The organism is Streptococcus sanguinis, from assembly GCF_001078705.1.
Taxonomy (GTDB): Bacteria; Bacillota; Bacilli; order Lactobacillales; family Streptococcaceae; genus Streptococcus; species Streptococcus sanguinis_D.
Window position 1 is genome coordinate 370,124 of sequence record NZ_CDMW01000001.1, and the last position, 12,134, is coordinate 382,257.

Consider the following 12,134-nt stretch of genomic DNA (forward strand, 5'->3'; position numbering starts at 1 on the left):
TGCGAAAGAACAGCAGTTTTCTAGATAAGGAGGACGAACTTGAAGAGAGAACATTCCAACCAATATTTCACAGAGGCTCAAAAGCTCTTTCCAGGCGGGGTCAATAGTCCTGTCCGGGCTTTTAAGGCTGTGGGTGGTCATCCGCTTTTTATCGAAAAAGCCAGCGGAGCCTATCTGCATGATGTTGATGGCAACCGCTATATTGACTACGTCCTGTCTTGGGGACCTATGATTTTGGGACATGCTCCTAAGGATGTGTTACCAGCAGTTGAGGAGGCCATTTGGGAGGGGACCAGTTTTGGTGCTCCTAGTCCTAGAGAAATCGCTCTCGGCCAGCTGGTGCAGGAGCGTCTGCCTTTCATGGAAAGAATGCGGATGGTCAATTCGGGAACGGAAGCGACCATGAGTGCCATTCGGGTAGCGCGTGGAGTGACCAAGCGCTCTAAAATTGTCAAATTTATCGGCTGCTATCACGGTCACAGCGATTCCTTTTTAGTTCAGGCTGGTTCAGGCTTGGCTAGCTTTGGGATTGCTGATTCTGCCGGAGTCATTGCTCAGGTAGCTGGGGAAACTCTGGCTTTGCCATACAATGACATAGATGCTCTCAAAGCTTGCTTTGAAAAGCACGGAGACGACATTGCCTGTGTCATTTTAGAAGCAGTTGCGGGCAATATGGGCTTGATTCCAGCGGATGCGGACTTTATCAGTACTATTCGCTCCCTCACTCAGGAATACGGCTCTCTCTTCATCGTGGATGAGGTCATGAGTGGTTTCCGAGCTCATTATCAGGGGGCAGTCGGCCTCTATCAGACAGAGCCGGATCTAGTCTGCTTGGGCAAGGTTATCGGTGGCGGCTTCCCAGTCGCAGCCTTTGGCGGCAAGGCCGTCTATATGGATCAGGTGGCGCCTCTGGGCAGCATCTACCAGGCTGGTACCCTATCAGGCAATCCAGTTGCCATGACGGCTGGTTACGAAACCCTGAAACAGTTGACACCTGAGCTATTTGCTGAGATTGAAGAGAAAACAAGCTACCTCTGTGATGGCTTACGAAATCTAGCCGATAAGTACAGCATTAATCTGCAAGTCGTGTCCAAGGGAACCATGTTTGGCTTCTTCTTCAGTCAGAAGCCGGTTCGTAACTTTGAGGATTCTAAGGCGGCTGACCATGCACAGTTTGCACGACTGCACGGTCTCTTGCTGGAAGAGGGCATCTATCTGGCGCCATCTCAGTATGAAACCAATTTTATGTCCAGTGCTCATACTAGAGCGGATCTAGACCATACCTTGGCAGCCTTTGAGCAGGCATTTCAAGAAATGAAAGAAGAAGCAAATGGCTAAGATTGTGTTAGTGACAGGCGGTGCCAGAAGCGGTAAGTCGGCATTTGCGGAGGAGCAGTTAGCGAACCGAGAGGAAGTCTGCTACATTGCGACTGGCCTACCTCGAGGAGAGGATCCAGAATGGCAGGAGCGGATTCGGCTGCACCAAGAACGGCGGCCTTCTTCCTGGACAACTCAGGAACAGTATGCAGGTCTGGCGGGCTGGCTACGAGAGCAGTCGCATCCAGTTTACCTGCTGGACTGTGCCACCCTTCTGACCAGCAATCGCCTCTTTGATTTAATTGCCCAGCATTTTCCAGACAAGCTGGAGCTGACGGAAAAAAACTTTCTCAGCCGTCAGGAGCAGTCTTTCCTGCTGCAGCTCTTGGAAGAAGAATGGCAAGAGCTCCTATCTGCAATCCATCAGACTGATGCTGAGTGCTGGATTGTAACGGATGAGGTTGGCCTGGGCATTGTCCCAGAGACCAGACTAGGTCGTTTTTTCCGTGATGTGCAGGGCAAGATTAACCAACTGATTGCAAAGGAGGCGAGTGAGGCTTATCTAGTCATCTGCGGCCTCGCTCAGCAGTTGAAATGATAAAGGCATTGATTATCTATACCCAATTTTTTAGCCGGATTGTGATTCCAAAGGCAGTGGATATTTCCTATCTGCGACGGGGACTTCCTTTTCTGACCCTCTTTGGCCTCTTGCTGGGGCTGATTTCAGGAGGATTTTATTTCCTGACGAGCCTAGTTCTGCCAGGGATGGTCGCTTGGGTTCTGACCCTTGCTTTCGATGTTCTGCTGACGGGCGGCTTTCACTTAGATGCCTTGGCGGATACGGCAGACGGTCTCTTCTCCTCTCGTAAGAAGGAGCGGATGCTAGAGATTATGAAGGACAGTCGGATTGGCAGCAATGGCGTTCTGGCACTCATTCTCTACTATGCTCTGATGCTGGTTCTTTACCCTTATCTGCCAGAGCCTCGCTGGTTTATCGTGGCTAGTCTGACCATGATTGGCAAGGCCGGTCTGAGCCTACAGCTTTACCGGATGACCTATGCTAGAGAAGGCGGCGGCTCGGGGAATTTCTTCAGTGGCAGTAAAACTAGTCATATCCTGCTTGCCCAGCTTTTGCCTTTGCTCCTGTCTCTGCTGGTTTTCAGCTGGAGAGGCCTTCTGGCTTACGGCTTGGTATTTCTGGGAGCAATCGGCTATCGTCGTTTCGTTTATAATAAAATTGACGGTCACACAGGCGATACGTTAGGAGCCTATGTCGAAATTGCCCAGCTCCTCTATCTCTTAGGATTGGTGGTGCTAGGATGAAAAGATGGTATCTGATGCGGCACGGTCAGACAGACTACAACTGCAGGCGCTGTTTCTACGGCAGCCATGATGTCTCTATCAACGAACAAGGCCAAAAAGATGCCAAGCAGCTGGCTCTGCTGATGCAGGAGCACCCAGTTGATGTGATTTACACCAGTTGTCTCAAACGGACACAGGAAACAGCCCAGCTAGCTTTTCCAGACAGACCAGTCAAGGCCATAGCTGATTTTGACGAGCGAGGTTTCGGACAATGGGAAGGTTTGACAGCTGATGAGATTGAAGCGGCTTTTTCAGAAGTCTGGCAGGCTTGGCTGGAGGAACCTTTTGAGGTCACGCCTCCTGAGGCAGAAGTGTTCGCTGACTTTCAGACCAGAGTCTGGGCAGCAACAGACCGCCTGCTAGATAGTACTGAGGACTCAATCGCTCTAGTGGCTCATTTGGGAGTCCTTCGCTTGATTTACCAGCATTTGGTTGATGGAGAGGCTGTTTTTTGGAACATTGATGTCCCCCAAGGACGAGTGCTGCTCTTGGAAGAACGCGACCAGAATTGGCAGGCGACCTTACTCTAAGGCTTTATTAATTAAAAACAAACAACATGATTTATCTTGGGAAAGAGGTGACCAGATGAATACACAGATTCAGGATAAATTTACTTTTAAAAATGGCCAGACCATGCGCAATCGTGTTGTCTTGGCTCCTATGACCATCTGCGCTAGGGAGCCGGGTGGCTATGTATCTCAGGCAGATATCGACTTTTTTGCCCGCCGCTCTAGGTCGGTTGGCATGGTCATTACTGGCAGTACCTATGTCCATCCTCTGGGCAAGTCCTTTGCGGAGAGCTTCAGTGGCGCCGAGGACGATAAGATTGAGGGGCTTAGCCGTCTGGCCAAGGCCATCAAGGACCAAGGGGCTCTAGCTATTGTGCAGCTCTATCATGGTGGTCGTATGGTTCTGCCTGATTTGATTGACGGTCAGCCAGTAGCACCCAGCGCTGTCAAGGCTCCGCGCGATTATTTGGCAGGGCCAAGGGCGCTCAAGAACGCTGAAGTGGAGCAGGTGATAGAGGACTTTCTGTCAGCTATCAGACGGGCGATTCAGGCTGGCTTTGATGGAGTCGAGCTTCATGGCGCCAATACCTATCTGATCCAGCAGTTTGTCTCTCCTCATTCAAATGTCCGTAAGGACAAGTGGGGCGGCAGTCTTAACAACCGCCTGCGCTTTCCAAAGACCTTGCTGAAAAGAGCTAAGCAGCTGGTCAAAGAAGAGGCTGACCGCCCCTTCCTGATTGGCTACCGCTTTTCTCCAGAAGAGATTGAAGAGCCAGGTATCCAGCTTTATGATACCCTGCAGTTGCTGGAGCAGCTTATCTATCATCAGGTGGACTATCTGCATATTTCGACCTCTGATGTCTGGCGCTCGTCTATCAGAGATTCTCAGGACTCGGAGCCAGTGATTGAGAAAATTATCAGAAAAATTAATGATAGAGTGCCCCTGATTGGTGTCGGTAAGATAGAGACCAAGCAGGATGCCCAGCGAGTATTGGATGCGGGGATTCCGCTCTTTGCCCTCGGCAAGGCTCTGCTCCTAGACCCAGACTGGACAGAAAAGGTTGTCTCTGGCCGGGAGGCAGAAGTCATCCGAGCTTATCGTGATGAGCTGCAGGCTGACTTGGCTCTACCAACTGCCTTTGTCGAAGATGCTCGAAGCTATCTGGAAGGAAAAGATTAAGACATACCAGCTAGAAGGAGGACAAATAATGAGCAATCATTTGTTTTTCACTCGTTTGCTCTCTCATCTGCAGGACACTGAACCACCTTAGACAGAGAGCCAATAGTATCTAGATTTGACTAGGACAGACCGTCTTAAAGTAGTTTACAAAATAGAAAAGGAATTTGAATATTTATGAAACATTTTAAAAAAATAATGGTTTTAGCCTTGGCAGGCCTAGCCCTAGCCTCCTGTGTAAACCCTAGCAAAACCAGCGAACCTGCTGGCGATAGTGGCAGCAAGACTGTAACCATCGGCTATACCCAGTTTCCAGCAAATGTGGATCCAGCAGCGGAATACAATGGCTGGTTCACGGTCCGTTACGGAGTGGGAGAAACCCTCTTTAAGATGGACGACAAACTTGAGGTAAAACCTTGGCTGGCTGAGAAAATCGAAGCAGTCTCAGACCTAGAGTGGAAAATCACCCTCAAGGATAAGGTGACCTTCCAAAATGGTGAAAAAATGACCGGTGAAAAGGTCAAAGCCTCTCTGGAACGCTTGATTAAGACCAGCGAACGGGCAGCATCAGATATGGGCATTGACAGTATCTCTGCGGAGGGTCAAACCGTGACCATCAAGACAAAGGCTGTGCAGCCAATCATGGCGAATCTCTTGGCAGAGCCATACTCCGCCATTGTCGATACGACTGGCAAGAGTGCATCTGACAAGGCTCCTGTCGGAACTGGCCCTTACATGGTGACCAAGTACACTCCTGAGAGCGGAGCAGAGCTCAAGGCTTATGATGACTACTGGGATGGCAAGCCAAAAGTTGCTAATCTGAAGATCAAATACTTCTCTGATCCGACAGCTATTTCTGCAGCCCTCAAATCTAAGGAAGTTGATGCCGTCTATGGTCTGCCTTATGCAAATCTAAGTACCTATGCTTCCGATAAGAACTACAAAATTTCTGAAGTAGAAGGTTCCCGCTACCTAGCTTACTACTATAACTTTGAAAATCCTTACGTAGCAGATGACAAGTTCCGTCAGGCTTTAGATACCTTGGTAGACAAGAAAACCTACTCTGAATCCCTCTTTAAAGGCTCAGCTGTGCCAGCTGTTGGCCCTTTCCCTAAAGGATTTGCCTTTGCCCTGCAAAAGAGCGTCCATGAATTTAACGTAGAAAAAGCTAAAAAACTCTTGGATGAAGCTGGCTACAAGGATACTGACGGCGATGGCTACCGTGAAAAAGACGGTCAAAAAGTCAGCATTGAGCTGCTGTCCTTTACTCGTCTGCCTGAAATGCCGCTGGCTGTAGAAGCAAGCCAACAACAACTCAAGGAAGTCGGAATCGAAGCGACTATTAAGAAAGTTGAAGTCAGTGCCGTTGCCAGTGAAAAGGACTATTCCTTCACACCTTACGCGGTGGTAGCAGCTCCTATCGGTGATCCATATGCCTTCTTCAACAGTGCCGTTAAGACCAATGGTACAGCCAATATCGGTCACTACAGCAACCCAGAAGCAGACAAGAAAATCGAAGAGCTGGCGACTGAAACTGATCCAGCTAAGCGCAATCAGCTCAGCAAGGAAATCCAAGAAATCATGGATAAGGACTACGGCTTTACCATCATCGGCTTCTTCAAGGTCGCTCTGGTAATGGACAAGTCCGTCTCTGGTTTGGAATCCCATCCAACAGACTACTACCATGTCAGCAACAAACTATCAAAGGAATAAAACATGCTGGAAATGAAAGATCTGCTGGTGCAGTCAGCAGATAAAGTCATTCTCGATCGGGTCTCCCTCTCTCTTGCAGAGGGGGAGTCCCTTTCGATTGTGGGCGAGAGCGGCAGTGGCAAGTCTACCCTGCTCAAGATGCTGCTGGGCCTCCCTCTTAGGGGGCTGACAGTGACAGAGGGCAGTATTACCTTTGAGGGGCAGGAAATTCATCCCCAGAACCATCGCATTTATCTGCCTTTTGTAGGCCGAGAAGTGGCCTGGATTAGTCAGCATGCCAGTCTCAGCTTCAATAACCGTCGTAAGATCAAAAAGCATTATCAGGACTTGGTGAAAAATCAGGGCCAGCAAGCAGCAAATCTCCGTCCCTTGGAGGAATGTCTAGAAATGGTGGGACTGCTGCCTGAAAAAGTCGTCAATAAGTATCCTTTCGAGCTCAGCGGTGGTATGATGCAGCTGGTCGGTGTGGCGCTAGCTCTAGCCAGCAGGCCCAAACTGCTTCTGGCTGATGAGCCGACCAGCGCTCTGGATGTCCTGTCGAAAATGAAGTTGCTTGATCTCTTGAGCAAGCTTCATCAGGAGGAAAACATGGCCATTCTCTTTGTCACACATGATATCAGTGTAGCTGAGCATCTAGCGCAAAAGGTAGTCGTCATGAAAGAAGGGCAGATTGTCGAAAGTGGTCCAGCCCATCAAGTTCTCCGCCATCCTGAGCAGGCCTATACCCAGAAATTGCTGAAGGCTGTGCCTAAGCTGGCAGAGTTTAGAGAAGGGGAGCAGTTATGAATCAAGTATTGATCGGTCGCCAGTTGACCTACGAGTACAGTCAGATAGGCGAGCGGAGAATCGGTGTCTTTGATATTGACATTAGCTTGGAAAAGGGACAGGCTTTGGGTCTGGTCGGTGAATCAGGTTCAGGTAAGAGTACCATTGCCAAACTCATCTGCCGCTTTTTAAAGCCAGACCAAGGGGAGCTGACTCTACTGGGCCAGCCAGTCTCTGCCTACAAGGATAGGGACTACTATGCTCGGGTCCAGTACATCGCCCAGCAGCCCCAGTCGACCTTTCATCCCAAGCGCAGCATTCAGCAGAGCCTAGAAGAGGTCTGTCGAAACTTCTCTCTCTATCAGCAACCGTCAGATAGAAAGCAGGCCATCCATGACTTGCTGACTTCGGTCGGTCTGACACCTGAGCTTGCTCAGCGGCTGCCGTATCAGCTGAGTGGAGGAGAATGCCAGCGGGCCGCCATTGCCCGTGCCCTGCTGATTAATCCTGATGTGCTTATCTGCGATGAAATCACCAGTGCTCTGGATGTGACCGTTCAGTATGAGGTCATGCAGCTGCTGGCAGATATCAAGGAACGCTCGCAGACCTCCTTTCTCTTCATCTCACATGATATCGCTCTGGTTAGCAATTTTGCTGAGGATTTAATCGTCCTCAAGGACGGAATCGTGCAAGAAAAGGGCAGCATGCGAGAGGTCGTCTCTGCTCCCAAGAGTGACTATACCAAGCTCTTGCTCAGTCAGTACAGGGAGGATAAAGATGAGGATTAAGCAAGAACTAGACTCTATGGCTCCTTGCAGTAGCTATCAAGGCAGTCTGCCCATCACAGATGAGCTGGCTATCCAGTACACTCTGCTCAAAGGACAGGCCTCCCAGCCCTTGCTGACCATCAGTGCTGCAGTCCATGGCTGCGAGTATGTAGGGGTTAAAGCGCTGATGGACTTGGCGCATGAGTGGGACTTTAGCTTTCAAGGCTCTGTCCTCCTCCTGCATGCAGTCAATGTCAGCGGCTTCTGGGCTCGGGAGACGACACTTGTACCTGAGGACGGCCTCAATCTGAACAGGATTTTTCAGGACCAAGAGCCAGTTTCCAGCCTCAGCTATCAGATTCGGTCTGTGATTGAGAGCCAGGTTTTTAGCGTCAGTGATTTCCTCATTGACCTACACAGTGGCAATCGGGAAGAACTGCTGACCCCTCATGGTTACTATTCTCTGCGGGCAAATCCAGAGGTAATGGAGAAGTCCTATCAGATGCTGCAGGCTTCTGGGACACCGATTATCTACCAGTCTCAGGACCGCGGCAATCTTTATCACGCTGCCTCGGTGGACTATGGTTTGCCTAGCATCCTGCTGGAGCGGGGAGAAAACGGCACCTGTCTGCCAGAGGATGTGCTGGCCATGAAGGAGTCGGTCAAGCAAGTTGCGCGTTATCTTTTTGAAGGGACTATGCCCTATTATAAGCAGGCGCCGCTGATCTTTGACGACAGTTACTACCTGACCTGTCAGAGGTCGGGCTGCTGGATGTGCTTTGTTCGGCCCAATCAAACAGTACAGGCTGGTCAGGTCATCGGTGAAATCTGTGATATTTATGGCAATATTTTAGAAAAGGTGACTGCCAAGGAAGACGGTCTGGTCCTCTACCAGAAAGCGACCTTGGTCGTCCACCAAGGCGAAGTGCTGTTGGCTGTAGCTAGCAAGAAGCCTGGAAGCTACCAGACATCTGAAAGGGAGGCGCATGATTAAATTTATTATCAAAACTATTCTGCAATTCGTCCTCATCCTGCTCTGCGTCAGCTTTATCTCCTTTTTACTGGTTTATCTAGCACCGGGAGATCCGGCTGAGAGCATCCTCAATGCTCAGGGCATTCCTTTTACCAAGGAACTGCTGGAAATCAAGCGGGCAGAGATGGGACTGAATGGCAGCTTTATGGAGCAATATCTGGCCTGGCTGGGCAGGATTGTCCATGGTGACTTTGGTGTGACCTATAATTCTGGAGCTTCGGTCTGGGAGCAGCTGGTTTTCTATTTTCCCAATACAGTCTACCTAGCTTTTTATACCCTGCTAGCGACTCTGGGGATTTCCCTGCCGACAGCTCTCTACACATCCTACCATGCTGGAAAGCCTATCGACCGCTTCCTGATGGCAGGTCTGGCCTTCCTGAATGCCATTCCTAGCTTTGTTATGGGAATTATCCTGATTCTGATCTTTTCCGTTCAGTTGCATTGGTTTCCCATTCAGGCAACGGCTAATGAGCTGGGCCTAGTCCTGCCAGTCATGACACTTGCCATGATTATGTCTACTCGCTATATCCCGCAGCTGCGAACTGCTTTGATAGAAGTGCTACATTCGCCAGAAGTCGAAGGTGCGCGAGGTCGGGGGATTCGAGAGGGACATATCCTACTGCATGATGTGATTTACAATGTTCTGCCCTTTCTTCTGACCTTGGTCAGCCTTTCTCTGGGCTCGCTCTTAGGCGGTGTAGCTATTATCGAGCACCTCTTTTCCTGGCCAGGCATCGGTAAGATGCTGATTGGAGTAGTCGCCAAGCGGGATTATCCCCTTATTCAGGGGGCGGTTCTCTTTATCACAGCTGGTGTCTTGACTGTAAATCTAGTCTTTCAACTGCTCATGGTTTGGCTCAATCCTCGCATCCGACTGGCTCAGGAAAATCCCAAACTGCTACCGCGCGTGAAGAAACTAAAAGCAAGCAAGGAGGGTTCGTATGGATAAAAAAATCAATCGAAAACTCCTGATTTTGGGCGGTCTCATCGTCCTGGCCTTGGTCCTCTCCTCCTTGGCTCCTCGTCTCTTGGGTGACAGTTTGACCAAGGTCAATCTGGGACAAGCCCTGCAAGGACCGAGCAGCAGTGAATGGTTCGGAACGGACGCTCTGGGTCGGTCTGTCTTTGCGCGTGCAGTAAGCGGAGGTGCGGAAACAGTCCTACCAGCCCTGATGATTCTAATGCTGATTGCGGCGGTGGGCTCCTTTATCGGGGTGACTAGCGCCTTCATCGGCGGGAAATTCGACCAGTTCATCTTGCTGGTTATCACGGCCTTTCAGGCTTTTCCATCCATCATTCTGGTCATTGCCATCGTCAGTATCTTGGGCATCGGCCTCCAGCAAACCCTCATCGCTATCTGCTTGACAGCCTGGACCAAGTATGCCTACCTGATGCGTTCCATGACCCTGCAGCTGAAAAATGAACCCTATATCCAGTCCTCTAAAATGTATGGCAATAGTTTTTGGACAACTCTGAAAAACTATTATTTTCCCAGTCTTTTTCCGCAGATTCTGACGACCATGAGCTTTGACATCAGCACCATTATCATGGAAATCGCTGGTCTCAGCTTTGTCGGATTGGGAGCTCAGGCACCGTCGCCTGAGTGGGGAGCCATGATCAATGACGGCCGGATTTACATTCAGGAAGCCCCTTGGATTGTGGTCTTTCCTTGTATCTTGCTGATTTTGACCATTCTCCTCTTTACCAAGTTCGGGGATGTTCTCAACAGCAAGTACAATCGCATGAGTTGATCATCAAAAAATCAACAGCTAAAAAAATGCAGCCTCCTGTCTCTTGGGACTGCAAACAAAAAAATATGAATACAAGAAAGTGATTCAATAAAAATGAGAAAAAAATTATTTTTATTAGTTGTCCTCTTGCTGCCTTTATTCTTGGTAGCCTGCCAGCAAAACTCAAACTCTTCCCAACAGGTCAATGAGAAAGACAAACTCACTATGGTCTGGGGCGAAGACTTTGGGGATGTCAATCCTCACCGCTACAATCCAGACCAATTTGTCATTCAGGATATGGTCTATGAAGGCCTTGTCCGCTATGGTGACAATGGGAAAATCGAGCCAGCCTTGGCAGAAAGCTGGGATATTAGTGAAGATGGTAAAACCTATACCTTCAAGCTGAGAAAGGCAAAATTCTCAGACGACTCTGACTTTAATGCAGAGAATGTCAAACGCAATTTCGATACAGTCTTTTCAGAGGAAAATAAGAAAAACCACACTTGGTTTGACTTTACCAACCAACTGGAAAGCTACCGAGTTGTCGATGAGCATACCTTTGAAATCAAGCTCAAACAAGCTTACAGTGCGACTCTCTATGATTTATCAATGATTCGTCCGATCCGCTTCGTAGCTGATGCGGCCTTCCCTGACGGAGATGACACAACTAAGGATAACCTCAAAAAGCCAATCGGAACTGGTCAATGGGTTGTCAAAGACAAGAAGGCAAATGAGTACATCACCTTTGTCCGTAATGAAAATTACTGGGGTGAAAAGCCTAAATTGAAAGAAGTAACGGTCAAGATTATCCCAGATCCACAAACCCGTGCTTTGGAGTTTGAGTCTGGAAATGTAGACTTGCTCTATGGAAATGGCGTTATCGGTTTGGATAACTTTGCCAAGTATGCCAAGGATGACAAGTACACGACAGATGTATCTCAGCCAATGTCCAGCCGCCTCATGCTCTTGAATGCCAAGCAAGAAATCTTCAAAGACAAGACTGTCCGTCAGGCGATGAACCATGCGGTTGATAAGAAGTCTATCGCGAAAGACATTTTCCGCGGAACAGAAACACCAGCTGATACTATCTTCTCTAAGTCTACACCGCACTCTGATGCCAATATCACTCCGTATGAGTATGATATCGAGCTGGCTGAAAAGATGCTGGACCAAGCAGGCTGGAAGAAGGGCTCTGACGGTATCCGTGAAAAAGACGGCAAGAAATTAAGCCTAAATGTTCCTTATATTTCGTCTAAGGCGACAGACAAGGACTTGGTTGAGTACTTCCAAGGCGAATGGAAGAAAATCGGAATTGACGTTCAGCTCAAAGCTATGGAAGAAGATGACTATTGGGAAAATATTAAGACTGGCGACTTTGATTTGATGCTGACCTTCTCTTGGGGAGCACCTTGGGATCCGCATGCTTGGATGACTGCCCTGACTTCACCAGCTGACCATGGTCACCCAGAAAATGTTGCCCTAGAAGCTCTGCCATCTAAGTCAGAAATGGACAGCATTATCAAGGCGACTCTGGTTGAGCCAGACGAAGCAAAAGTTGATGAAGGTTATAAGAAAGTTCTCACTATGCTCCATGATGAAGCTATCTATATCCCAATCACTTACCAATCTGTTGTCTCTGTCTATCGCAAGGGAGAACTTGATGGCATGCGCTTTGCTCCAGAAGAAAATGCCTTCCCACTGCGCTATATTGAGAAAAAATAAAAGCTAACTTCATACATACAAATTTGCATATAAAGGGAG

At 48.9% G+C, this 12,134-nt stretch carries 12 protein-coding genes; all 12 read left to right on the plus strand.

All coding sequences use genetic code 11. The annotated features are described in order from the left end of the window. Window positions 1-39: 39 nt before the first annotated feature. Entirely contained in the window at window positions 40-1,338 is a 1,299-nt protein-coding gene (gene hemL, locus SSV_RS02000; RefSeq protein ID WP_072073476.1) for a glutamate-1-semialdehyde 2,1-aminomutase, read from the plus strand. Further along, window positions 1,331-1,915 carry a bifunctional adenosylcobinamide kinase/adenosylcobinamide-phosphate guanylyltransferase gene (gene cobU / locus SSV_RS02005; protein WP_072073477.1) on the plus strand — a complete coding sequence of 195 codons (585 nt, stop codon included), beginning with the start codon at window positions 1,331-1,333 and terminating at the stop codon, window positions 1,913-1,915. Before hemL ends, cobU begins: the two co-directional genes overlap by 8 nt. Beyond that, complete coding sequence (gene cobS / locus SSV_RS02010; RefSeq protein ID WP_072073478.1) at window positions 1,912-2,640, plus strand: adenosylcobinamide-GDP ribazoletransferase; 729 nt, start codon at window positions 1,912-1,914, stop codon at window positions 2,638-2,640. The genes cobU and cobS overlap by 4 nt, the downstream gene beginning before the upstream one ends. Continuing rightward, window positions 2,637-3,209 carry a histidine phosphatase family protein gene (locus SSV_RS02015; RefSeq protein WP_072073479.1) on the plus strand — a complete coding sequence of 191 codons (573 nt, stop codon included), beginning with the start codon at window positions 2,637-2,639 and terminating at the stop codon, window positions 3,207-3,209. Before cobS ends, SSV_RS02015 begins: the two co-directional genes overlap by 4 nt. 55 nt (window positions 3,210-3,264) lie before the next feature. Next, window positions 3,265-4,368, plus strand: coding sequence for an NADH-dependent flavin oxidoreductase (locus SSV_RS02020; RefSeq protein WP_072073480.1), 1,104 nt, complete (start codon window positions 3,265-3,267; stop codon window positions 4,366-4,368). Between the two features lie 174 nt (window positions 4,369-4,542). Next, window positions 4,543-6,078 (plus strand): ABC transporter substrate-binding protein, encoded by a 1,536-nt coding sequence (locus SSV_RS02025; protein WP_072073481.1) that lies wholly within the window; start codon window positions 4,543-4,545, stop codon window positions 6,076-6,078. 3 nt (window positions 6,079-6,081) lie between these two features. Further along, window positions 6,082-6,864, plus strand: a complete 783-nt coding sequence (locus tag SSV_RS02030) for an ATP-binding cassette domain-containing protein (protein ID WP_002898238.1) — start codon at window positions 6,082-6,084, stop codon at window positions 6,862-6,864. Next, window positions 6,861-7,631 carry an ABC transporter ATP-binding protein gene (locus SSV_RS02035; RefSeq protein ID WP_002898237.1) on the plus strand — a complete coding sequence of 257 codons (771 nt, stop codon included), beginning with the start codon at window positions 6,861-6,863 and terminating at the stop codon, window positions 7,629-7,631. Before SSV_RS02030 ends, SSV_RS02035 begins: the two co-directional genes overlap by 4 nt. Then, complete coding sequence (locus SSV_RS02040) at window positions 7,621-8,604, plus strand: M14 family metallopeptidase (RefSeq protein ID WP_002898236.1); 984 nt, start codon at window positions 7,621-7,623, stop codon at window positions 8,602-8,604. Before SSV_RS02035 ends, SSV_RS02040 begins: the two co-directional genes overlap by 11 nt. Further along, on the plus strand, window positions 8,597-9,592 hold the full coding sequence (locus SSV_RS02045) for an ABC transporter permease (RefSeq protein ID WP_072073482.1): 996 nt from the start codon (window positions 8,597-8,599) through the stop codon (window positions 9,590-9,592). Before SSV_RS02040 ends, SSV_RS02045 begins: the two co-directional genes overlap by 8 nt. Next, window positions 9,585-10,394, plus strand: coding sequence for an ABC transporter permease (locus SSV_RS02050; protein ID WP_072073483.1), 810 nt, complete (start codon window positions 9,585-9,587; stop codon window positions 10,392-10,394). The genes SSV_RS02045 and SSV_RS02050 overlap by 8 nt, the downstream gene beginning before the upstream one ends. Before the next feature lie 93 nt (window positions 10,395-10,487). Continuing rightward, a complete protein-coding gene (nikA, locus tag SSV_RS02055) occupies window positions 10,488-12,095 on the plus strand; it encodes a nickel ABC transporter substrate-binding protein (RefSeq protein WP_072073484.1) in 1,608 nt (535 codons plus the stop codon). Window positions 12,096-12,134 lie beyond the last annotated feature (39 nt).

Excerpts from the sequence above, each read along its gene's own strand:
- SSV_RS02020 (WP_072073480.1), top strand. The coding sequence starts at position 3,265 with ATGAATACACAGATTCAGGATAAATTTACTTTTAAAAATGGCCAGACC.
- cobU (WP_072073477.1), top strand. The coding sequence starts at position 1,331 with ATGGCTAAGATTGTGTTAGTGACAGGCGGTGCCAGAAGCGGTAAGTCG.
- SSV_RS02035 (WP_002898237.1), top strand. The coding sequence starts at position 6,861 with ATGAATCAAGTATTGATCGGTCGCCAGTTGACCTACGAGTACAGTCAG.
- SSV_RS02040 (WP_002898236.1), top strand. The coding sequence starts at position 7,621 with ATGAGGATTAAGCAAGAACTAGACTCTATGGCTCCTTGCAGTAGCTAT.
- SSV_RS02050 (WP_072073483.1), top strand. The coding sequence starts at position 9,585 with ATGGATAAAAAAATCAATCGAAAACTCCTGATTTTGGGCGGTCTCATC.
- SSV_RS02045 (WP_072073482.1), top strand. The coding sequence starts at position 8,597 with ATGATTAAATTTATTATCAAAACTATTCTGCAATTCGTCCTCATCCTG.
- nikA (WP_072073484.1), top strand. The coding sequence starts at position 10,488 with ATGAGAAAAAAATTATTTTTATTAGTTGTCCTCTTGCTGCCTTTATTC.
- SSV_RS02025 (WP_072073481.1), top strand. The coding sequence starts at position 4,543 with ATGAAACATTTTAAAAAAATAATGGTTTTAGCCTTGGCAGGCCTAGCC.
- SSV_RS02030 (WP_002898238.1), top strand. The coding sequence starts at position 6,082 with ATGCTGGAAATGAAAGATCTGCTGGTGCAGTCAGCAGATAAAGTCATT.
- cobS (WP_072073478.1), top strand. The coding sequence starts at position 1,912 with ATGATAAAGGCATTGATTATCTATACCCAATTTTTTAGCCGGATTGTG.
- SSV_RS02015 (WP_072073479.1), top strand. The coding sequence starts at position 2,637 with ATGAAAAGATGGTATCTGATGCGGCACGGTCAGACAGACTACAACTGC.